At 62.7% G+C, this 20746-nt stretch carries 19 protein-coding genes; 10 read left to right on the forward strand and 9 right to left on the reverse strand.

Annotated elements, in window-relative coordinates:
• Window positions 1-48 precede the first annotated feature (48 nt).
• Together J8C01_RS02805 and J8C01_RS02810 are read right to left on the reverse strand one after the other, a co-directional pair.
• Window positions 49-843: an ABC transporter ATP-binding protein gene (locus tag J8C01_RS02805; RefSeq protein WP_305879281.1), complete on the reverse strand. Its 795-nt coding sequence runs from the start codon at window positions 841-843 to the stop codon at window positions 49-51.
• Between the two features lie 12 nt (window positions 844-855).
• Window positions 856-2328, reverse strand: a complete 1473-nt coding sequence (locus J8C01_RS02810; RefSeq protein WP_211432302.1) for an HlyD family secretion protein — start codon at window positions 2326-2328, stop codon at window positions 856-858.
• A gap of 263 nt (window positions 2329-2591) precedes the next feature.
• Here J8C01_RS02810 and J8C01_RS02815 point away from each other — a divergent pair, with 263 nt between their 5' ends.
• From J8C01_RS02815 to rpoZ, 4 genes are all read left to right on the forward strand, one after another.
• Window positions 2592-3953 (forward strand): amidohydrolase family protein, encoded by a 1362-nt coding sequence (locus J8C01_RS02815; RefSeq protein ID WP_211432303.1) that lies wholly within the window; start codon window positions 2592-2594, stop codon window positions 3951-3953.
• A 137-nt stretch (window positions 3954-4090) separates the two neighbouring features.
• The gene (locus J8C01_RS02820; RefSeq protein ID WP_014099068.1) at window positions 4091-4972 is read left to right on the forward strand and encodes a YicC/YloC family endoribonuclease; all 882 of its coding nucleotides are present in this window, start codon (window positions 4091-4093) and stop codon (window positions 4970-4972) included.
• Window positions 4962-5636 carry a guanylate kinase gene (gene gmk / locus J8C01_RS02825; protein ID WP_148263911.1) on the forward strand — a complete coding sequence of 225 codons (675 nt, stop codon included), beginning with the start codon at window positions 4962-4964 and terminating at the stop codon, window positions 5634-5636. The genes J8C01_RS02820 and gmk overlap by 11 nt, the downstream gene beginning before the upstream one ends.
• Window positions 5633-5899 (forward strand): DNA-directed RNA polymerase subunit omega, encoded by a 267-nt coding sequence (rpoZ, locus tag J8C01_RS02830; protein ID WP_014099070.1) that lies wholly within the window; start codon window positions 5633-5635, stop codon window positions 5897-5899. The genes gmk and rpoZ overlap by 4 nt, the downstream gene beginning before the upstream one ends.
• Window positions 5900-7149: 1250 nt before the next feature.
• Here the strand turns inward: rpoZ and J8C01_RS02835 are convergent.
• A complete protein-coding gene (locus J8C01_RS02835; RefSeq protein WP_249355469.1) occupies window positions 7150-9078 on the reverse strand; it encodes an amidohydrolase in 1929 nt (642 codons plus the stop codon).
• 26 nt (window positions 9079-9104) lie between these two features.
• Window positions 9105-10448 (reverse strand): MFS transporter, encoded by a 1344-nt coding sequence (locus J8C01_RS02840; protein WP_014099073.1) that lies wholly within the window; start codon window positions 10446-10448, stop codon window positions 9105-9107.
• Window positions 10449-10613: 165 nt separating this feature from the next.
• Here J8C01_RS02840 and J8C01_RS02845 point away from each other — a divergent pair, with 165 nt between their 5' ends.
• Together J8C01_RS02845 and J8C01_RS02850 are read left to right on the forward strand one after the other, a co-directional pair.
• On the forward strand, window positions 10614-11732 hold the full coding sequence (locus tag J8C01_RS02845; protein ID WP_211432305.1) for a CAF17-like 4Fe-4S cluster assembly/insertion protein YgfZ: 1119 nt from the start codon (window positions 10614-10616) through the stop codon (window positions 11730-11732).
• A 23-nt stretch (window positions 11733-11755) separates the two neighbouring features.
• A complete protein-coding gene (locus tag J8C01_RS02850) occupies window positions 11756-12094 on the forward strand; it encodes a hypothetical protein (protein ID WP_211432306.1) in 339 nt (112 codons plus the stop codon).
• A 41-nt stretch (window positions 12095-12135) separates the two neighbouring features.
• Here the strand turns inward: J8C01_RS02850 and mqnE are convergent, their stop codons facing one another.
• A complete protein-coding gene (gene mqnE, locus J8C01_RS02855) occupies window positions 12136-13245 on the reverse strand; it encodes an aminofutalosine synthase MqnE (RefSeq protein WP_014099076.1) in 1110 nt (369 codons plus the stop codon).
• 207 nt (window positions 13246-13452) lie between these two features.
• Between mqnE and J8C01_RS02860 the strand changes: the two genes are divergently transcribed.
• Entirely contained in the window at window positions 13453-14484 is a 1032-nt protein-coding gene (locus J8C01_RS02860) for a hypothetical protein (RefSeq protein ID WP_014099077.1), read from the forward strand.
• 71 nt (window positions 14485-14555) lie between these two features.
• Window positions 14556-16052, forward strand: coding sequence for a magnesium chelatase (locus J8C01_RS02865; protein WP_211432307.1), 1497 nt, complete (start codon window positions 14556-14558; stop codon window positions 16050-16052).
• A gap of 44 nt (window positions 16053-16096) precedes the next feature.
• On the opposite strand, the gene pxpB is transcribed toward J8C01_RS02865, so the two are convergent.
• From pxpB to J8C01_RS02880, 3 genes are read right to left on the reverse strand one after another with little or no spacing between them, the layout of a single operon-like run.
• On the reverse strand, window positions 16097-16843 hold the full coding sequence (gene pxpB, locus J8C01_RS02870) for a 5-oxoprolinase subunit PxpB (protein ID WP_249355470.1): 747 nt from the start codon (window positions 16841-16843) through the stop codon (window positions 16097-16099).
• Between the two features lie 6 nt (window positions 16844-16849).
• A complete protein-coding gene (locus tag J8C01_RS02875; RefSeq protein ID WP_211432308.1) occupies window positions 16850-17629 on the reverse strand; it encodes a LamB/YcsF family protein in 780 nt (259 codons plus the stop codon).
• 33 nt (window positions 17630-17662) lie between these two features.
• Complete coding sequence (locus J8C01_RS02880) at window positions 17663-17977, reverse strand: hypothetical protein (RefSeq protein ID WP_211432309.1); 315 nt, start codon at window positions 17975-17977, stop codon at window positions 17663-17665.
• Between the two features lie 95 nt (window positions 17978-18072).
• Between J8C01_RS02880 and rfaE2 the strand changes: the two genes are divergently transcribed.
• Window positions 18073-18570, forward strand: coding sequence for a D-glycero-beta-D-manno-heptose 1-phosphate adenylyltransferase (gene rfaE2, locus J8C01_RS02885; RefSeq protein ID WP_211432310.1), 498 nt, complete (start codon window positions 18073-18075; stop codon window positions 18568-18570).
• Between the two features lie 38 nt (window positions 18571-18608).
• On the opposite strand, the gene J8C01_RS02890 is transcribed toward rfaE2, so the two are convergent.
• Window positions 18609-19895, reverse strand: a complete 1287-nt coding sequence (locus J8C01_RS02890) for a cation:proton antiporter (protein WP_211422694.1) — start codon at window positions 19893-19895, stop codon at window positions 18609-18611.
• Window positions 19896-20087: 192 nt separating this feature from the next.
• Here J8C01_RS02890 and J8C01_RS02895 point away from each other — a divergent pair, with 192 nt between their 5' ends.
• Window positions 20088-20573: a YkvA family protein gene (locus J8C01_RS02895; RefSeq protein ID WP_014099084.1), complete on the forward strand. Its 486-nt coding sequence runs from the start codon at window positions 20088-20090 to the stop codon at window positions 20571-20573.
• Window positions 20574-20746: the final 173 nt, after the last annotated feature.

Below are 20746 nucleotides of genomic sequence, written 5' to 3' on the forward strand. Positions count from 1 at the left end.
TGCTTGGACAGGCTAGCACAGCTTGCCGCACCGCGCCTATGCCAAGCATCACACAGGCTGGGCCTGTTCGGCCAGGGCCGGCACCCGGCGCTCATTCCGGGTGTCTGTGGCGATGCGTCCGTCGCGGATGGTCAGAACCCGGTGGGCATGGGCGGCAATGTCGGGTTCGTGTGTCACCACGATAATGGTGTTGCCGCGTTCGTGCAGGACATCGAGCAGCGCCATGATTTCCCGGCTCGTGGCCGAGTCGAGGTTGCCGGTTGGCTCATCCGCCAGAATGATGGAGGGATTGTTGACCAGGGCCCGCGCAATGGCGACCCGTTGCCGTTGTCCGCCGGAGAGTTCATTGGGACGGTGGTGCATACGGTGCGCCAAGTCAACCTGTTCAAGCGCCCGCTTGGCGCGTTGCAGCCGTTCCGCCGCCGGCACGCCGCTGTAGATGAGTGGCAGTTCGACATTGTGCAGAGCCGTGGCGCGTGGCAGCAGGTTGAAGGTCTGGAAGACGAACCCGATTTCCTGATTGCGCACCCGGGCCAGTTCATCATCGTTCATGGCCGAAACGAGTTTGCCGTTGAGCCAGTACTCGCCCTTGGTCGGCGTGTCGAGGCAGCCGATGATGTTCATCAGGGTGGTTTTGCCTGACCCGGACGGCCCGATAATGGCAATGTACTCGTTACGCTGAATGGTAAAACTCACTCCGTGCAGCGCGTGGATGATCTCATCGCCCATCCGGTAGGTTTTCCACACGTCTTTGGTCTCGATGAGCGCGGCCGACGGTGTTACGGATTGCGGGCGCAGGGCCGTGGCCGGTGCGGCTTCAAGCGACACAGTGGTACTTTCCATGAGGTTTCCGCTTTATCCTTTGCCTTGGTTGGTCGTTTCCGCCTTGGCGTCGCGGGTGATGGACGTTCCCGGCCGGAGCGTGCGAAGCAGGCGGTAGGGGCCGGTCACGACCAACTGCCCTTCCGACAGGCCCTCGACAACTTCGATGTCCGTTTCACCCAGAATACCCGTCGTGACGGGCACAAACCTCGCCTTGCCGCCTTCCTCGACGAAAACACCGGAAACCTCGTTGCGCTTGGCCGGCTTTTTGTCACCTTCACCGCTGGCGGGAGGCGGCGTTGGAGCGGGGGGCGTCGTCTGAGACATCTCGGATGGGTCGCGGCTGACCAGGGCTTGCAGCGGAACGACGAGAACGTTGTGTCGGGTGTCCGTGGTGATGACGGCCGTGGCCGACATGCCGGGACGGAGCCGCGCCCGGTCTTTTTCAGACGGTTCAAGGCGGATTTTGACCTTGAAGTTCTTGGCCTCTTGGGAAGTCGTGTTGGCCGCAATCGTCTGCCCAGAGCGGGTCACGGCGCTTTGCCCGACTTCGGCCACCCGGCCGGGAATCTCGGTGTCGCCCAAAGAGTCCACCTTGACCTTGGCCGGCTGTCCAATCCGAACGTTGGCAATGTCGGTTTCGTCCACCTGGACTTCGACGTTGATTTCCGACATGTCGGCAATCGTCATCAGGGGCGTGGTATTGAAGTTGGCAACGGCAAATTCGCCAACCCGCACAGGCAGGCTCGACACCACGCCATCAATGGGCGATTTGCGAACGGTCTGGTCGAGGAAATACTGCGCGTTTGTCAACTGCGCCTGGGCAGCTTTGACGCGCTGCCAGGCCGACTTGCTGGATTCTTCAGCCCGCTGAACGGCAATTTCGGCGTCCTTGACAACCTGCCGGAGGCGTTCGATCTGAACGAGCTGGGCGTCGTAGGCGGCCTTGGCGACCTCGTAGTTGGCCTGCGCCGTGTCAAACTCGGCGCGTGACACCACGCCTGCCTCAAGCAACTCGGTGGTGCGCTGCAACTGAACCTTCTGCAAGTCGAGCTGGGCTTTGAGCCGGTTGAGATCAGTTTCGGCCGCAATGAGCTGTGCCTTGTTCTGGGTGACGAGATTGCGGGCGCTCAGAACCTGGGTCTCAGTGGCGCGGGCATCCTGCTCGGCTGCGCGATAGTTGGCCTCGGCGCTCTGCTGCGAGGTCAACTGCTGGGTGGGGTCCACCTTGACCAGGGGTTGCCCTTTGCGAACCAGATCGCCCTCTTTGACAAAAATATCCGTCACGCGCCCCGGAACTTCGGCCGTGAGGTTGTACAGCGCCACCGGACGCACCTCGCCGGAAGCCGAGACTTTGGCCTCAAGCAGCTCGCGCCGTTTGACCGGCTCGATTTGGACGCTCAGTGCGTCAGTCCGCCGCGTCAGGAGGCTGGCCGCGACGATGCCGGCGATGAGCAGAGTCACGCCGCCAACGATGAAAAGTTTTTTGGTTCGACTCAGCGCCATAAATGTGGGAGCCTCAGACCCCTGCCAGATTGAAGAAGATGTTGGCTGTGCGCCAGGCTGGAAAGTAACGCGGATGTTTACGCCACAGGGGTACGGAGGGTTTCATAAATGTGCCATCGGGCAGATATGGGGCAGAAGTCAGGTCGAAATGCTGCGCCGGGGCAGTTTTTTTAAACCGCCTTGGGCATGATAATCCGTCGGACAGACAGGCTGTGTGTGGCGGCATACTTTGATGCCGGTGACTTCATTCCGGGCAGGCGCACATGACAGTTCTTTACACAGCCCAGTGGGTGCTTCCGGTGGCCACACCACCAGTTCAGGATGGGGCCGTTGCCGTCGCCGATGGGCGCATCGTGGCCGTGGGGCCCGAAGCCGAAGTGCGTGCCCGCCTGGCGCGCCTGGGGACGCTCGAAACCGTGGCCCTGGGGCGCGCGGCCCTGTGCCCCGGTTTTGTCAATGTCCACAGCCACCTGGAGTTGACGGCGCTCCGCGGCCGCCTGGAAGACCTGTCGTTTTTCGACTGGATTCGGACCCTGACCCGTCTGCGCGGTGAGCAGATGGCGGTTGCAGATTTGGAAGTCTCGGCGCAGTGGGGCGTTGTCGAAGCGGCCCGGGCCGGCATCACGACCCTGGCCGATACGGAAACTTCCGGCGCGGGTTTTCGCGCCCTGTGCCAGGGCGGACTGCGCGGCATTGCCTATCAGGAAGTCTTCGGCCCTGATCCGATGCAGGCCAAAAAAAGTCTCACCGGCCTCAAGCGGCGGCTGGAAGCCCTGCGCCCGGCGGAAACCGACCTGGTGCGGCTTGGCATCTCTCCCCACGCCGTCTATTCCGTGTCGTCCCTGCTGTTCCGGCTCGTCATCGAATACGCCGAACGGCAGGCGCTTCCGGTGGCGATTCACTGTGCCGAATCCCAGGCCGAAGATGATTTTCTGCGGAGCGGACAGGGGCCCTTCGCGCAGTTGCTGCGGGAGCGCGGCATTGCCTGGACGCCGCCCCGGGTGTCAACCATCCGGTATCTCAGCGACCTGAACGTGCTGCGGGTCAAGCCACTGCTCATTCACGCCGTACGTGCCACGGAAGAGGACATCGGCCTGCTGACCTTCCACGGTGCCAGCGTGGCTCACTGCCCAAAATCCAATGCCAAGTTCGGGCACGGCATTGCTCCGGTCAGCCGGATGCGCCAGCGGGGGGTGCGCGTCGGGTTGGGCACGGACAGCGTGGCCTCGAACAATGTCTGCGACCTGCTCGACGAAGGGCGTTTTGCCCAGCTCCTCGGCCGCGCTACCCATGGCGACGGTCAACTGCTGCCGGCAGCCGCCCTGCTCCAGTGGATGACGCTGGACGGTGCGTGCGCCCTTGGGCTGGATGACCGCATCGGCACGCTCGAAGTCGGCAAAGAGGCCGACCTTGTGGGGATTTCCCTCGCCAGCCCCCATCTCGAACCGGTGTATGACCCGGTGGCGGCGCTTGTGACGGCGGCCACCGGACGGGATGTGGTGCTGACGGTCGTCCGGGGGCGGGTGATTTACGACGGTCAGCGGGTGCTGACCCTGGACGAAGAACCGCTCCGCGAGCGCCTGCGGGAGCTTGCCCGGCGGCTGGGTACGGTTCACGGGACGTGAGGGGCATTACCGGAAGATGTCAGGCCGGTGATGTTGGGCCGGTGATGTCCGGGAACACCGGGTTTTGGTATAGTGCGCCCTTTTACAACACCACAGTTCGGCTGCCAGCCTGCGGAGACACGAAAGGATACCGGCCGATGAACAGCATGACCGGCTTTGGCCGCGCCAGCCTTACCACCGATGAGTTCTCCCTGACGGTCGAGCTGCGGACGGTCAACAACCGGTTTCTCGATATTCAGGTGCGGTTGCCCTCCGAGTTGGCGGCGGCTGAAGTGCCGTTGCGCAAGCTTATCCAGGCGCGGTTGCAACGGGGGCGGGTTGAAGTCACAGTGAGTCTGGTTCAGCAGCGCCCGGTGACGTTTCAAGTCAACCTGCCGCTCGTGCAGGGCTATGTGGCGGCGCTCCGGCAGGCGCAGGCGGCAACCGGCGTGTCCGGGGACTTTGACCTCAGTCTGATTGCACGGCTGCCCGGTGCGATCCAGCCGGTCACGGAGACCGATGCCGCCTTTGCCGCGCGCCTTGCGGAAGGGTTGCTGACCGCAGCCGGACAGGCCCTCGACGCCCTGACAGCGATGCGCCGGACGGAAGGCGCGGCCCTGGCGCAGGAGATTGCCGCCCGACTGGAACAGATTGCCGCGCGCATTCCCGAAATCGAAGCGGCGGCGGCGCTGGTGTTCGAGAACCAGCGCGCCCGGCTGGAGCGCCGGATGCAGGCCCTGCTCCGTGACCTCGGCAGCCTGGATGAGGCGCGCCTGGCGCAGGAAGCCGCCTATGCCGCAGAACGCTGTGACATTACAGAAGAAGTCGCCCGTTTGCAGAGCCACGTGGCGCAGATGCGTGACCTGCTCATCAGTGAAGCGCCCGGAGTTGGCAAGGCAATGGATTTTCTCTTACAGGAAATGAACCGCGAAGTGAATACGATGCTGTCCAAAACCAGTGACACCACGGTTCACGACGTGGCGCTTTTTATCAAGACCGAAGTCGAGAAAATCAAGGAGCAAGCCCAGAATGTCGAGTGACCAGCCGCATCCTCTTCGCCGCGGCATGCTGGTGGTGGTTTCCTCGCCGTCAGGGGGAGGGAAATCCACGCTCCTGAGTCGTCTGCTGAAGTCAGTGGACAATCTCTACTATTCGGTTTCCTACACCACACGCCCGCCACGTCCCGGCGAACGGCACGGCGAGCACTACTACTTTGTCTCGCCGGACGACTTCGAGCGCATGCGCGAGCACGGGGAGTTCCTGGAATCAGCACTGGTGCACGGTCACTTTTACGGTACGCACCGGAAGTTCGTCGAAACGCGCCTGGAACAGGGCCACGATCTCATTCTCGACATTGATGTGCAGGGCGCGGAAAGCGTGGCCAACATCATGCCGGAAGCGACCCGGATTTTCATCATGCCACCCAGTTATGAGGTGCTGCGCCAGCGGCTCTGCGCCCGTGGGAGTGACCACCCACAGACGATTGCCCGGCGGCTGCGCAATGCCACGCAGGAAGTACGGCGTTTTCGGGAGTTTCACTATGTTATCGTCAATGATGACCTGGAACGCGCGCTCCACTCGCTCATCTGCATCATTACGGCGGAGCGTGAGCGCTGGCGCCTGTCAGAAAAATGGCTCGAAGCCATTGTGGACACGTTTGATGCTGAATCTTTGCCACTGGAAGGAGAGACACCCAAGTTATGACGACGCCGACAACGACCAGTGAAAAGGAAACCAAGGAAGGCCGCATCTACCGCTTTCCCGACAGCAAGTACCGCCTGATTCTGGTGGCGGCGGCACGCAGCAAGCAGCTTCAAAAGGGACATGAGCCACGGCTGCGCTCCACCAGCCACAAGCCAACTCGCATTGCGCTGGAAGAAGTCAGCCGGGGTTTGGTGCCCTTTGAGGTCCTTCCGCCGCGCGAGTCCAAAATTCCTCACCATGAGGATGGCATTATCAGCGTCTGAAGCCGATGACCTGTCTTACGCCGTGGCCGCAACTGGTGACAGAAGACCGGGTGGCGGTTCCGGCGTACTCCCCCCAAGCCGATGTCGGTACATCTACCCCCGGATGACGACCGGAACTTTTCCGTGGTGGAGCGTCCTTACTTCGCCGAACTTCTGTGAATGAACGTCCACCGGTTGGTCAACTCCGAAGCGTGACCACGGCGCCGATGGAGAGTTTGCCCGGACCAACCGGCGGTACTGCCAAATCTATGCGAATGATAGCAAGCCGCACCGAAGACGCCTGGCATGGGCTGCGTCAGCCGGGCGCTTACGAGTGGTGGTATTTCGATGCCCTGTCTGAGGACCGCGAGTATGGGCTGGTGGCGATCTGGTTCTGTGGCATTCCTTTTTCGCCCGACTACAACGCCCACTTCGAGGCTTACGAACGTGGGCGCGCCCTGCCGCCCGACCCGTGTGATTACGCGGCCTTTTCCTTTGCACTCTATCACCGTGGGCGGCCGATTGCCTACGCGCTCGTCGAGTACGACACGTTTACGGCCTCGACAACCCGGCCGATGGTCTGCACCGGGCGCAACCTGTTGACCTACGACCCGGCAACGGCGACCTATCACCTGAATGTGGATGTGGATTTGACCGAAGTCACCACGCCCATTCCGGTCGCCATCGGCCGCCGGCTGACCGGGACGTTCCGCTTTCGCAATCTGAATGAACACTGGCTTTCCCCGGAGGTGGTGGCTTCCAGCCGGGGACTGATGGAGCAGGCGCTGGGGACGCACACCTGGAATCTGGTCGCTCCGGTCTGTGCAACGCAGGGTGCGCTGGAAATCACCGGAGCGGACGGGCGGTGTGAGCGGCGCGTGGCTTTTGTTGGGCGTGGCTACCACGACCACAACTATGATCCCGTTCCGATGTCGCGCGCCATCAACCGCTGGCACTGGGGACGCTGCTGGCGCGGCGACCGCATGCTGATTTACTACCGCAACGAACCGCTGCCCGGACAGCCCGGCGCATTTTCCTTCGGAGCCGTTTTTGACGGCGAGCGCCCGGAACTCGTCACCGACGCCATCGAGGTGACGTTCGAGGCCCAGCGGCGCAACTGGCTGGGGCTGAAGTATCCGCATCGCCTGCACGTGACGCTCCCAGCGACCGGCGAAACCTGGACCATTCGCCAGCAGCACATGGTGGATTCCGGGCCCTTTTACATCCGCTTTCTCAGCGGAGCGGGCCCGGATGACGATGCCCATGGCGTTTCAGAAACGCTCGATGGCCGGCGGCTGCGGTGGCGACTGTTTCGCCCGATGATCAACACCCGCATCCAGCGGCCGCCCAGCCGCGCCAACCTGCTTCCGGCGCCAGTTGTGCGGTTGGGGCGCACGGCGCTTACCTGGCTGGTTTCCTGAGCCTGTCCCGGCCGGGGCGCTGTTGCCGGTTGTGGGTTCCTGAGCGCGGAACACGACCTCGCCGCCGATGATGGTCATCAGGCAGCGTGCCCGGAGGATGTCCGTTTCCGGGATGGTGAGCAGGTCAGCGGAAAGAACGGTGAAGTCCGCGCGCTTGCCGACGGCTATCGTGCCGGCAAGGTCTTCTTCAAAGGCCGCATAAGCTGGCCAGAGGGTCAGCATTTTCAACGCTTCCAGGCGGCTGACCGCCTGCTCTGGATGCCATCCCGCACCGGAAAACCCGGTCAGGTCTTTCCGTGTCACAGCCGCATAAAACTCGATGAGGGGTTCACCGCGTTCAACAGGTGCATCCGAGCCACCGGCAATGATGGCTTTGCCATCGAGCAGCGCCCGCCAGGCATAGGCTCCGGCGAGGCGTTCCAGTCCCAGCCGGCGCGGGGCAAAGTGCAGGTCACTGATGGCGTGCGAGGGCTGCATGGACGCAATGACGCCGAGTTGGGCAAAGCGTGGGATGTCGGAAGGATGCAGAATCTGGGCATGCTCGATGCGCCAGCGCGGATCGCGCACCCGGCGCTGGGCTGGCGGCACTTCGGCGAACACCTGTTCGTAAATGTCCAGCACCTGACGGTTGGCCCGATCACCAATGGCATGCGTCTGGATTTGAATGCCGGCGCGCAGCGCCTGCCGGCACAGGGCGCGCAGTTCGTCCGGTGGAGTGAGAAACAGACCTGTGGTGTCGGCGTCGGCGTAGGGGGCCAGCAGGGCCGCGCCACGTGACCCCAGCGCGCCGTCCATGTACGCCTTGATTGTCCGCATGGTGAAGCGTCCGTTGGCTTCGCCGATGATCGGGCCGCGCCGGAGCAGAGCGGCAACTTCCGCCGGACGGTTGGCCGCCGCGTTGTACACCCGCAGCTTGATAGCACCCGTGCGGCAGAGGCGGCGCAGCAGGTTCGTTTCCAGAAGGGAGCTGCCGGCGTTGTGAATGGTGCACCAGCCGAGCGACAGCTCGCGCTGCGCGCCGGCCATGGCCGCGCGCGCGTAGTCTTCGGGCGACAGGCGGGGCAGCAGCCGCCGGACGAGGTCCTGGGCGCGATCAATAAGCATCCCGGTTGGTTGGCCGGTTGTCGCGTCCCGCAGGATGTCGCCGCCGGGTGGGTTGGGCGTCTGTGCGTCAATCCCGGCCTGCCTGAGCGCCAGGGTGTTGACCACGCTGGCATGCCCGTCCGCCCGTACCAGAAACACCGGATGCTCCGGCGCGATGGCATCGAGTTCCGCAGCGGTCGGGAAGGTGGGCGGCGTCCAGAAGGTCTCAATCCAGCCGCGCCCGACGATCCATTCACCCTTGGGCGTCTGGGCAACGCGGGCGGCAACGGCGGCCAGAAAGGCGGCGCGGGTGTTGGTTCCTTCCAGATTCAGGGTCAGTTCGCGTTCGCCGATGCCAAACAGGTGGCAGTGGGCATCGGTGAAGCCGGGGTACATCACGGCTCCGGCCAGGTCCACAAGGCGCGTTCTGGGGCCACGGTAGGTAATGGCTTCGGCCGTGGACCCGACGAAAACGATACGCCCGCGCCGGACGGCAACGGCCTCGGCCCGGGGTTGCCGATCATCGAGGGTGTGCACGGTGCCGTTGATGAACAGGACATCGGCCGGCGGCGTCCGCCCCGGCGCGGCGGCGGACAATCCCAGCAGTATCCCCAGCAGCATCCCTGGCAGCCACCATCCGGTCGTCCGGTCGGTCGTCCAGCCGTACGTCATCCAGTGCGTCATCCAGTGCGTCATACGCAGCATTTCACTCCGGTGTGTTTTTATCCGTCATCCGGTCTGGCGGAGGGGAACGTCATCACCCGCCAGTTGAGAAAGGCCCAGGCGCTTGCCAGCGCCAGTCCCAGCCCGGCCAGACCGAACGCGGCAGTGACCCGCCACCAGTGCGCCAGGCTGCCGGCCAGCAGTCCCCCAATGGCCATTCCGCCCCGGAAACAGACCATGTAGAGGCTCACGGCCCGCCCCCGCATGTCATCCGCGACAACCTGCTGAAAACAGGTCGTCACCAGCGCGTAGGTGGCCACCAGAAGCGCCCCGCCAATGAACAGCCACAGACAGGCCAGCCAGAACCAGCCCGTGGCCGCCAGCAGCAGCATGCAGAGACCGAGCGCCGCCTGCGTCGCCAGAATCAACGGCAGGGACTGCGCTTTTTTGGCGACGGTGGCGACCACGATGGCGCCCGTCACTGCGCCCAGCCCTGAACAGGCTGCCAGCCGTGAAAACAGCACTTCATCCCCGTGCCAGATGATCCGGGTGTATTGCGGAAGCAGGGTTGGAACGGCAACGCCCAGGCTGGTCGTCAGGGTGGCCAGAAAGCACAGCCGTCGCCGCACTCTGTCGCCGAAGACATAGCGCATGCCGGTCGCAATTTCCTGCCGCCACGAGGGGCCGGGTGTCGCCGGTATCTGTTGTGGCGGGCAAATGGTGGCAAGGGCAGCCATCACGGCCAGAAACGACAGGGCGTTCAGGGCGAAACAGGTCGCCGCGCCAAAGCGCGCCAGGACCAATCCGGCAACCATCGGCCCGACAACCCGCGCCAGATTGAACTGGATGGCATTGCCGGCAATGGCCTGCGCGACAAACGGTTGCGGCACCAGGTTGGGAAGCAGCGCCAGATAGGCCGGCCCGCTCAGCGCCTGCGCCGTTCCGGTCAAAAAGGACAGCGCCAGGATCGCATATACGAGGGGCAGCCCCGTGGCAACGTGCAGCCCAACGAGCAGCGCCAGCGTCAGCGCGCTGGACATTTGCACCGCCTGGGAAAACAGGAGTAGCTTGCGGCGGTCGAATCGGTCAGCCACGGCGCCGCCCACCAGCGACAATCCCAGCATTGGTGCCATGCCCAGAAAGGCGTCGAGACCGAGATAAAATGGGCTGCCGGTAAGATCGAGGATGAGCCAGGCCTGGGCAACCTGCTGCACCCAGCTTCCGATGCTGGAAGTAAAAGCGCCGGCCCACTGAAGGCGGTAATCGCGGAAGGCAAAGGCGTGCAGCGCCTGGGGCAGCCAGGCTGGTATTCCGCTGGACGCGGGTGGACGGGTAGTTTGGTGCGGGTCTGAAAGTGAAGGTGTCGGGACGAGCGGCGGCGCTGCCGGTGGAAAACTTGGCATACTTCTATCGTGTGTCGGAGAGTCCCTTTCAGGCAAGAGCCGCGACAGGTGCCGTCCCGGCAGGGATGAAGACGACCGGACAACGCCGGATGGGTTTGCCTGGAGGGGACAGCGTGCGGCATGAACGACGCACAGCCTTTCGGAAAGGTCGTTGAATAAAGGGTTATGGAGTATCCGCTTGCGACACACCACGCGACACTTGGTGCCGTGCTGCGCCCTGAAGGTGACGGGTCCGTGCCGGCGCACTATGGCCGGTTGGCGGCCGAATATACGGCGCTGGTCAAGCACGCCGGGATCGTTGACCTCAGCGCGCGCGGCTGCTTTGCCGTTGGAGGCCGTGACCGGACAACGTTCATCAACGGCTGGGTCAGCCAGCATGTCAAGCCGCTCGTGCCGGGCACCGGGGTCACTGCTCTTTTTCTGACGCCCCAGGGACGGGTCATCGCGGATGTCACGCTGGACTGCCTGCCCGATGAGTTCTGGCTGACGACCGAGCCGGCTGCATCTGCCATCGTTCACAAAAAGTTGTCCCCGCTGGTGCGCGCCGGTGATTTCCGCTTGACTGACCTGCGCGCCACCCATGCTCTGCTTGGTCTCGTCGGGCCGGCTGCTCCGGCGCTGATCGAGTCGTTGACCGGCGCGCCGCTTGCCACTTGGCGCACCAGCCTGACGGTTGAAAAAGTCGGCGGTGGCACAGAATCCCTCCCGGTTTTTGCGCACGAGCGGCTGTGTATTGGCAATGCCGGCGTGCTGGTTGTGCAGCGTCCCCGCTACGGACAGCCGGCCTTTGATCTGTTCGTTCTCCACGAGGCAGCCGTGGAGGTCTGGACGCACCTGACCGGGGCCGGGGCTACGCCGGTCGGCTGGGATGCTCTGGAAGTGTGCCGCATCGAGCACGGCACCGGCCGTTTTGGGCAGGACTTTGACGAAACCACTCTCGCGCCCGAAGCCGGGCTGGGGCATGCCATCAGCTACACCAAGGGCTGCTATGTCGGGCAGGAAACCGTGGCCAAAATCCACTGGCGCGGCCATGACCAGACCGCGCGGCGGCTGACACCGCTGCGCATCGCCAGCGACACCGGTACGGACACCGCGCTGCCGGGGAAAGGCACGCCCATCCTTGCCGATGGAAAGGAAGTTGGACAGTTGACCAGCGTCGTCCGCCATCCCGTGACTCAGGAAGTGCTGGCGCTGGGGTATCTCCGTTCGGCGGTACTGGCACAACCCACGGCGCTTGTGGTGGATGGCCGTCCGGTTCACATCCGGGAAGGAGCGGCGGCGTGACCCAGCCTTCAGACGTGCCACCGATGGCGAGCAACCCGTCCGAAAGCGCATCTGCCCCGGCGCTCGACTGGGCGACGGCGGAAGATGCCTATCATCTGGTCAATGCGTTGCTGTTGCAGGTAACAGCGGCCAACGATCTCATCGTGTTGCTGGCCACCCTGCTTGGGGAAGCATCTCTCAAGCGCGTCGTGGAAACCCACCAGTGGGTGCAGTACCAGGCCAGCCGTCGGCACATGGAGTCCCTGCAAGCTGACCTGGAACGTTTTGCCGCCACGATGCGACGGCTGGCGGCAGCACAGCCCGACCGCCCTGCCGACTGCCCGGAAGAAGAAACCGGCGCGCCGCCCCACGATGCCACGTGAGGTGTCCGCGCCGGAAAATCCGCACCGGAAAAGCTGTGGGGTCAGACCAGAGCCGCTGTGGTTTCCCGAATGACGGGCTGGTAGAGCGTGTCGCGTTCGACCGGTTCAAAACCGGCGTCCCGAATAAGGGAAACGACTTCTTCACGGGTCGTCATGCAGCGGTCGCGTCCATCGGCTGAGTAGGTTGCCACCAGCGGGCCGCCGCCGGACACCGTGCCGTCGAGGTCATCCGCTCCGAAATGGAGCGCCATCTGCGCCGTCTGGCGTCCGAGCATGACCCAGTACGCTTTGATATGGTCAAAGTTGTCGAGCATCAGCCGGGAGACGGCAATGGTTTTGAGACTGTCCACGACGGTCGGCCCCGGCAGGTGAGCCAGTTCCGTATGTTCAGGATAAAACGCCAACGGGATGAAGCACTGAAAACCGCCGGTTTCATCCTGCAAATCGCGCAGCCGCAGCATGTGGTCCACGCGGTCGGCGTAGCTTTCAATGTGGCCGTAGAGCATGGTGGCGTTGGAGCGGATGCCTTTGCGGTGTACGGTCCGTGCCATGTCGAGCCACCGCTGGCTGTCGCACTTGTGACGGCAGATTTTTTCCCGTACGTGCTCGGCAAATATCTCCGCCCCACCGCCTGGGCAGGAATCCAGCCCGGCTTCGCGCAACCGCTCGATGACTTCTTCATCCGACAGCCGCGTGATGCGCTTGAAATGGTCAAGTTCGACCATGGTGAAGGCTTTGAGGTGAACGTTGGGGAAGGCGCTTTTCAGCCCGCGCAGCAAGTCAAGGTAGTAGTCGAACTTAAGCGTCGGATGCAGTCCACCGACAATGTGGACTTCCGTGATTCCGGCCTCATAGTAGGGACGGACTTCAGCAATGGCCTGCTCGATGGTGTAGGTGTAGGCCCCTTCCTGTCCGGGCTTGCGGTAAAACGAACAAAACGTGCAGTCCCAGTAGCAGACGTTCGTTGGGTTGAGGTGATGGTTGACGTTGTAGTAGGCCACATTGCCATGTCGTGCGCGGCGAACGGTGTGGGCCAGGTGGCCGAGCAGCGCAACCGACCGGGTTTCAAACAAGGCCACCCCGTCGTCGAAGGAAAGCCGCTCACCGGCTTGTACTTTCTCGGCAATGCGGAGAATGGGGTCACTGGTCATAAGTACAGGTCGAACGTGTGAAATGCACCAGACGGGGGTATGGCGATAGGGCATCTTAGCGACCGCCACCGGGTGCGGCAACGCGCCGTGGCGGGTACATTGACGCATCGAAAAACCCTGTGTTAACTTGCCTGCATATTCTTCCAGTCGCTACAGCCTCATCCACGACAGTTTTCTGTCACCTGTTTTGCTGAACCACCGTTGCTTATGCTGACCGGCTTCAATACCGACATCACCTACAACGGTGTTGTGTATCACGTACAGACCGAGGACAAAGGGCCGGCCAACCCGCTGATTCTGTCCCTTGTGTATGTTGGAGGGCAGATTCTGGCGTCGAAGCGCACCTACTACGTGAAGGAACTGGAAGAGGGGGTCACGCCGGCCGAGTTGCAGAAAAAGCTGGAGAAGCAGCACAAGGCCATCTTGGCGCTCATTGCGCGTGGGCGTGTGGAAGAGCTGATCAACAAGCGGGAGACCGCGGCCAACCGGTCTCCGGTAGAACCGCCGCCGCTGCCGCCGGCACCGCCGGCCCTTCCACCCCATCCTTCGGCTACGGAATCCCTTTCGCCTGCGTTGACCAAATCATTTTCTGAACGACCTCCGGCGCCAGTCACCGGCAGCCTTCCCCCGCCGCCGCCCCCGCCACCACCGATTCCGGGATTGACGCGGGTTACTTCGGCGCTCGATAGCGTGCTGGCCGGCATAAGTGACCCGCTGCACCGTGCGCCTTCCACACCGCCGCCCCCACCACACCCGGCCCCTTCATCCTCCGGTCCGGCGGTAACGACGATGCTCGGCAATCTCCTGCCGCCGCTTGGTCAACCGGGAGCTTCTTCTGATTGGTCGCCTTCGACGACCGGCGGAACGCCAAAGGCTTCGATTGACCTCAACAGCATGGTCAATCAGTACGTGGCCAGCAACCTGCAATCCGAAAAGCCAGTCATCACCCTGCTTGGCAACCCGGCGTTTTATGCTGGAGAGACGGTTGTTATCCAGGTGCATGTCACCCGTGGCGTCAACGGTCCTCCCATCCCCAATGCACCGGTCATCGTCAAGGTCTTCGGTACGCATGACCGTCCGCACCGCAGCTCAGCGTCAACGGGGCAGGATGGGACAGCGGTTTTGACCCTGACCCTGCCCAACATCCACGCTGGAACGGCGGCAGTGGTCATCAGCGTGATGACCGAGTCCGGCGAAGCCGAAGTCAAACACCTGATCCGGCGTCGCAAAATCGGCTGAACCCCTGCGTTCTTCTCTGTTTTCCTGCCCCCCCCCCGGCATTTTGACCGTCCCTTACAGGTTTTGTTGCCATGGCTTTGCCTGCTACTTTCGGTGAACTCAAAAACAGCCCGTGGGGTGATCCCGCCCGGTGGCGTCGCTCGGTCAAGGACGAAATGCGCGCCAACCTCATCGCCAAGCTTGAACGTGGCGAAAAAGTCTTCCCCGGCATTGTAGGGTATGAAGATACTGTTGAGCCTCATCTGATCAACGCCATCCTGTCACGCCACAATCTGATCCTGCTGGGACGGCGAGGGCAGGCGAAAAGTCGCATTTTGCGTTCCCTGACCAGCCTGCTCGATGAGGTCATGCCCATCGTGGCCGGCTCGGAGATCAACGACAACCCCTTTGCGCCCATCAGCGCCTACGCGCAGCGCGTCCTGGACGAACAGGGGGATGCGACGCCCATTGCCTGGCGGACACGCGCGGAACGGTACATCGAGAAACTGGCCACGCCGGACGTGACCATCGCCGACATCATCGGGGACATTGACCCCATCAAGGCGGCAAAGAGCGGCAACCTGCTCAGCGACGAGACCACCATGCACTTTGGTCTTCTGCCCCGGGCCAACCGCGCCATCTTTGCCATCAACGAGCTGCCTGACCTGGCCGGTAAAATCCAGGTCGGGCTGTTCAACATCATGCAGGAAGGGGACGTGCAGATTAAGGGCTTTCCCGTCCGGCTCAAGCTGGATGTTGCCCTGGTGTTTTCGGCCAACCCTGAAGACTACACGGCGCGCGGCAAAATCATCACGCCGCTCAAAGACCGGATTGGTTCGGAAATCCTGACCCACTACCCACAGACCGTTGAGGAAGGCGTGCGGATCACGGCGCAGGAAGCCTGGACCGACCGCCCCTCCCGCGCACCGATCCACATCCCGAAGTTCATCCGGGAAATTGTTGAAACCATTGCGTTTGTTGCCCGTGAGGACCAGCGGATTGACCGGCGGTCGGGCGTCAGCCAGCGATTGCCCATCTCGTTGCTCGAAAATGTCGTCAGCAGCGCCGAGCGGCGGACGTTGCGCCACCACGAAACCATCATCGTGCCGCGCATTTCGGACATCTACGCTTCACTGCCGGCGATCACCGGCAAAATCGAACTGGAGTACGAAGGCGAACAGGTCGGCGCGGAACGCATTGCCCGTGAACTCATCCGAACTGCCTGCGGACGGGTTTATGACAACTACCTGGCGCTGGCCGAAACCGGGCGCATCGTCGAGTGGTTCAATCAGGGCCATAGCCTGAAGGTGTCTGAGGCAGATTCTTCAGCGGCGATACTGGAAAAGATGCGCGCTATTCGGACACTTATCGAAGTTGCCGAAATGGGCGGCTACGCCGAAGGCCGCACGCCGGCGCACCTGGTTTCGGCTGCCGAGCTGATTCTGGAAGGGCTGCACGCCCAGCGCAAAGTCAGCCGTTCGGAAGAACGTGGCTACGGCAAGGCGGCTCCGGCGGACCGGCGGCGCGGTCGGCGTGGCGACGACGAGGATGACTTCAGCAACTGGGGTGGTTTTGGAAGCCTCAACTAGCAAGTCCCTTGTGTGGAAGCCGCCGAATGCCTTTGCAGAAGGCGTCAGCGCCATTCGCCCTTGGCTTCCGATGCCAATGCCGCCAGCCACTCCTCGTAAGGTATCGGGTAGAAACAAACTTCATCGCCGGGTTGCAAGCGCGCTGGCTGCGGCGCAAAAGGGTCAAACATCCGTACCGGCGTCCGTCCGATGAGTTGCCAGCCGCCGGGTGATGTCGTCGGGTAAATGCCGGTTTGACGCCCGGCGATGCCGACGCTGCCGGCTGGCACATGTGGGCGCGGCGTCGGACGGCGCGGTGTGGCAATCCGCTCATCCACAAGTCCCAGGTAGGCAAAACCTGGCAGGAAGCCCAGCATAAAAACACGATAGACCGGGGCGGTGTGGCGGGCGATGACTTCTTCAACGCACAGACCGTGCTGCTGTGCCACGAAAGGCAAATCGGGTCCACAACGAAGGTCATAGCACACGGGCAATGTGATTCGCCGCCGGGAAAAGCCGTCCGCCGGGGGCAGATCACGGAGTAATCCCTCGATGTGGCTGATGACGGCCGCCTGGGCGCTGGGAAACGTCGGGTAGGCGCGGGCTACCCGGTCGGGCGCGTAAAACACGCCGAGCGAAGCATAGGCCGGGACGGTTTCCCGAAGTCCGGCAAAGGGTTGGGCCGCCAGCGCCTGATCGAGCCGGCATACCTGTTCGTGCAGTGCCGGTGAAATGGACTGTCCGAACTCAACCGTCAGCGCATCGTCGGCAATGGGAAACAGGCGCATCCTGGTCAGCAGTGGGCTGGGCAACGATGTTTACCCATTGGCCGGATACCCGTTGGTCGGAGCTGCGATGCGTACGCCGTCGGCTTCAAGGGCGCGCCGGATGGCCCGCGCAAAATCGAGCGCGTGCGGGCCGTCACCGTGCAGACAGAGCGTGCCTGCCCGCAGTGCCACGACGTGATTCTGCGCGGCAATGACGGACTGCTGATGAACGATGCGCCGGGCCTGGGCCACGGCTTCGTCCACGTCCGCGATGAGCGCGTCCGTCCGGGAGCGCGGCACAAGCGTTCCTTCCAGGGTGTAGCGCCGGTCGGCAAAGGCTTCCCCAACCGCCCGCAGTCCGATCTTTTCGGCTTCCGCCACCAGGCAGCTCCCGGCCAGTCCGTACAGGATGAGTCCGGGATTGATGCACCGTACGGCCCGGGCAATGGCCGCGGCACAGTCAGCATCGCGCGCGGCGCGGTTGTACAGTGCGCCGTGGGGCTTGACGTGGTGCAGGCAGCCGCCCAGTGCGGTACACATCCCCTGAACGGCCGCGACCTGATAGAGCACGCAGTCGAAGACTTCTTCGGGAGTGAGCGCCATGTCACGGCGTCCAAAGCCGAGCAGGTCAGGATAGCTTGGATGCGCCCCGATAGCGACGCCCTGCGCCAGCGCCCGCTGAATACTTGCCCGCAGCGTGTGTGGATCGCCAGCGTGGAAGCCGCAAGCCAGATTGACGGATGAGATATAGGGCAGAATGGCTTCATCCGCGCCCATAGACCAGGCACCGAAGCTTTCGCCCAGGTCGGCATTCAGATCAATCGTTACCATGTCTGGCTTGGTGACAGGTTCAGTGCCGGGCCCTTACCGGTCGTTGGGCCTGCGATCTTCCTTTTTCCGGTCGTCTTTGTCGTCCTTGCGGTCGTCGTCCTTCGGCTTTTTGTCAATGTAGCGCGGCTCTTTTTTCTTGTCGTCTTTCCTGTCGTCGGCTTTGTCCTTCTTGTCCCTGTCGTCCCGGTTCTGAATGCCGGCCGCAAGACGCAGCGCCGCCGTGCTGTCCGCCAGAACGACGTGGGAAACGGGTATGGGGGAAGGGCCCTCGTGAGAAAGTGCAGCGAGGCCCAAAAAACAACTCACCACAACGAACAGCCTGACAATGCTACGCCTGCGGAATGTCATGATGTCCTCAACGGGCGACACTTTACCGGAGTGGGATGCCAGGCAACGTTCGGCCGGTTGCATAAGCGCCCTGGCTTTTGGTGAACTGTCACCGTATGCATACCGCCGATAAAGTGTGTTCTCTAACAGAACTCGCGGCGCGCGTCACGGCCTGGCGGCGCGAGGGCAAGCGGATTGTGCTGGCGAACGGGTGTTTTGACCTGCTGCACGTCGGTCACGTGCGGTATCTGCAGGCGGCGCGGGAACAGGGCGATGTGCTGGTTGTCGGCGTCAACGGCGATGCCGCTGTGCGTGAACTCAAAGGACCCGGACGGCCGGTGATGCCTGATGTCGAGCGGGCTGAAATCCTGGCCGCGCTGGCCTGCGTGGATGCCGTGGTGATCTTTCACGAGCGCACGGTGGAAACCCTGCTGTGGACGCTGCGCCCGGAAGTTCACGCCAAAGGGACGGACTACCGCCCGGAGACCGTCCCCGAACGCGACATTGTCCGGGCGTATGGCGGGCAGGTGGTGATTGTTGGTGATCCCAAAGATCACTCGACAAGCAACCTGCTCCAGCAGCTCCGTGCCAGACCGCTGCCTGATCGGTCGTAAGCACGTCGTGTCCCGGCTGCAACGTCCGGTGCAGGTTTTCAGGCTGTCCCGCCGGCCGGCGCGGCGTCCACATCGTCCGGCGTCGGCCCCTGGGCTGCGACAAAGTACGCCACGAGCCGCCCCACCGTCAGCCCCTGCACGAGAATCGAGAAGACCACCACCACGTAGGTGGCGGCCACGATGATGTCCCGCGCCGGAGAAGGGGGCAGCGCCAGCGCCAGGGCAATCGAAATTCCGCCGCGCAAACCGCTCCAGGTGAGAATGCGAATCGTGCCCGGCGGAAGCCACTGCCGCAACCGCAGCGTCGTAATTGTCAGTCCGACCCCGGCCGCCCGTCCGACCAGAGAGGCCACTGTTGCCAGCAGTCCGATGACGAAGTAGGAGGGCTGAAGGGCAATGACGATGAGTTCGAGGCCAATCAGGAAAAACAGCACGGCGTTGAGAATTTCGTCAATCAGTTCCCAGAAGACATCGAGACGCAAGCGCGTTTCTTCGGACATGGCCTGGATGCGCGCCCGATTGCCGATGAACAGACCGGCCACGACCACGGCAATCGGCGCCGACAGGTGAAGCGTCTCGGCCAAGGCATAAGTGCCCGTCACCAGCGCCAGGGTGATCAGCACCTCGACCTGGTAGGCATCCACGGTCTTGAGCATCAGGTAAGCGGCCCAGGCCAGGACAAAGCCCAGCACCGCGCCCCCAATGGCTTCCTGGACAAAGAGTTTGGCGACGCCAGCGGCACTCAGGGATTCCGGCCGCCGGTACACTTCCAGCAGGGTGAGAAACACCACAACGCCAACACCGTCGTTGAAAAGCGATTCTCCCGCAATCTTGGTTTCAAGCTGTTTCGGGGCGCCCACCCGTTTGACAATGCCCAGCACGGCAATGGGGTCGGTAGGCGCAATCAATGCTCCAAACAGCAACGCTTCCAGGTAGGTGAGCGGCAACCCCAGAAACCCGGTGGCATAGTAAAACAGTGTCCCGGTGACGAACGTCGAGAGCACAACGCCCACGGTTGAGAGAATTCCAACCGGATACTTGGCCAGCCGGAGGTCTTCGACGTGAACGTGCAGCGCGCCGGCAAAAAGCAGAAACCCCAGCATGCCGTGCAACAGCACGTCGCCGAAGTCAATCGAACTGACAAACTGGGCAAAGCTCCGCAACGGGATGAGACCCATTTCACCCAGGATGACCAGCACGACCGAAATGAGCAGGGAAATAGCCATCAGCCCAATCGTTGCCGGCAGGCGAATCCAGCGGATGTTGACATAGGCTGCCAGGGCTGCCAGCGTGAGCAGGATGGCTATCGTGTGGTAGGCAGACATCGGTATTGTTCCTGTGGTGAGATGTTCAGCACTCTGGCTTTGGGCGGAACATATTGGTTCAGGTCGGCAAAGGCTGTGCCGAAAGCCACACGGTTTACAGGTGCGTATGGCATCAAGCCATGCCAAAATCGAGGCGAGGTTGGCTATGGCTCCAGTTTTGACTATTGGGTTGGCATCAGAGGTAAGCATCACATGACTGACCGTGTATTGCATCCGCCGGTTTCGCTCGAAGCCACGAATGGCAGGCATCAGGGGGAACTCCATCAGGCTGAGCGTCTGTCCGCCAAATCTTCGGGCCGGCTGCGCCGTCTGGCGCGTGAAGCCCTGCGTTTTCTGCCCAACCTGCTCAAGCTGGCCTACCGTCTGGCACGTGACCCGCGCGTTCCACAGGCGGACAAGATCATTCTGGCGGCCACGATTGCCTACGTGCTCACCCCGCTCGATGTGTTTCCCGATTTCATCCCGTTCTTCGGGCAGATTGACGACAGCTACCTGCTCGCGGTCGCCCTGCTGCGCCTGCTCAGCCGGACGCCTGGCGAGGTTTTGGCGGAACACTGGGAAGGCCCCGGCGACATTCGCCCCCTGCTCAACCGGATCATCGTGCTGACGACTTTTTTCCTGCCCAAGCGGGTGCGGCGGGTGGTCGTGGCGCAGGTCGAGCCGTTGACGCAACCCTGAGTTGGCTGATTTCCGCAGTCTATGCTGCGGCCGTACTGACTGAAGTCAGAGCAGCCGCTCATGCCAGAACTGCCACCCAGCCGTGGATGGGGCTGGGGGCGGGAAATCAGCCGTGACAGGCTGAACATTCAAATCACAACCCAATCGAAAGAAAACAAGGACGGTTCGGAGTG

The sequence above is a fragment of the Chloracidobacterium sp. D genome, assembly GCF_018304685.1.
In the GTDB taxonomy this organism is placed as follows: Bacteria; Acidobacteriota; Blastocatellia; order Chloracidobacteriales; family Chloracidobacteriaceae; genus Chloracidobacterium; species Chloracidobacterium thermophilum.

Excerpts from the sequence above, each read along its gene's own strand:
- J8C01_RS02810 (WP_211432302.1), bottom strand. The coding sequence starts at position 2,328 with ATGGCGCTGAGTCGAACCAAAAAACTTTTCATCGTTGGCGGCGTGACT.
- J8C01_RS02805 (WP_305879281.1), bottom strand. The coding sequence starts at position 843 with ATGGAAAGTACCACTGTGTCGCTTGAAGCCGCACCGGCCACGGCCCTG.
- J8C01_RS02880 (WP_211432309.1), bottom strand. The coding sequence starts at position 17,977 with ATGACATTCCGCAGGCGTAGCATTGTCAGGCTGTTCGTTGTGGTGAGT.
- J8C01_RS02875 (WP_211432308.1), bottom strand. The coding sequence starts at position 17,629 with ATGGTAACGATTGATCTGAATGCCGACCTGGGCGAAAGCTTCGGTGCC.
- J8C01_RS02820 (WP_014099068.1), top strand. The coding sequence starts at position 4,091 with ATGAACAGCATGACCGGCTTTGGCCGCGCCAGCCTTACCACCGATGAG.
- gmk (WP_148263911.1), top strand. The coding sequence starts at position 4,962 with ATGTCGAGTGACCAGCCGCATCCTCTTCGCCGCGGCATGCTGGTGGTG.
- J8C01_RS02850 (WP_211432306.1), top strand. The coding sequence starts at position 11,756 with ATGGCGAGCAACCCGTCCGAAAGCGCATCTGCCCCGGCGCTCGACTGG.
- J8C01_RS02890 (WP_211422694.1), bottom strand. The coding sequence starts at position 19,895 with ATGTCTGCCTACCACACGATAGCCATCCTGCTCACGCTGGCAGCCCTG.
- J8C01_RS02815 (WP_211432303.1), top strand. The coding sequence starts at position 2,592 with ATGACAGTTCTTTACACAGCCCAGTGGGTGCTTCCGGTGGCCACACCA.
- J8C01_RS02895 (WP_014099084.1), top strand. The coding sequence starts at position 20,088 with ATGACTGACCGTGTATTGCATCCGCCGGTTTCGCTCGAAGCCACGAAT.
- mqnE (WP_014099076.1), bottom strand. The coding sequence starts at position 13,245 with ATGACCAGTGACCCCATTCTCCGCATTGCCGAGAAAGTACAAGCCGGT.
- rfaE2 (WP_211432310.1), top strand. The coding sequence starts at position 18,073 with ATGCATACCGCCGATAAAGTGTGTTCTCTAACAGAACTCGCGGCGCGC.
- J8C01_RS02840 (WP_014099073.1), bottom strand. The coding sequence starts at position 10,448 with ATGCCAAGTTTTCCACCGGCAGCGCCGCCGCTCGTCCCGACACCTTCA.
- J8C01_RS02845 (WP_211432305.1), top strand. The coding sequence starts at position 10,614 with ATGGAGTATCCGCTTGCGACACACCACGCGACACTTGGTGCCGTGCTG.
- J8C01_RS02860 (WP_014099077.1), top strand. The coding sequence starts at position 13,453 with ATGCTGACCGGCTTCAATACCGACATCACCTACAACGGTGTTGTGTAT.
- J8C01_RS02835 (WP_249355469.1), bottom strand. The coding sequence starts at position 9,078 with ATGACGCACTGGATGACGCACTGGATGACGTACGGCTGGACGACCGAC.
- J8C01_RS02865 (WP_211432307.1), top strand. The coding sequence starts at position 14,556 with ATGGCTTTGCCTGCTACTTTCGGTGAACTCAAAAACAGCCCGTGGGGT.
- rpoZ (WP_014099070.1), top strand. The coding sequence starts at position 5,633 with ATGACGACGCCGACAACGACCAGTGAAAAGGAAACCAAGGAAGGCCGC.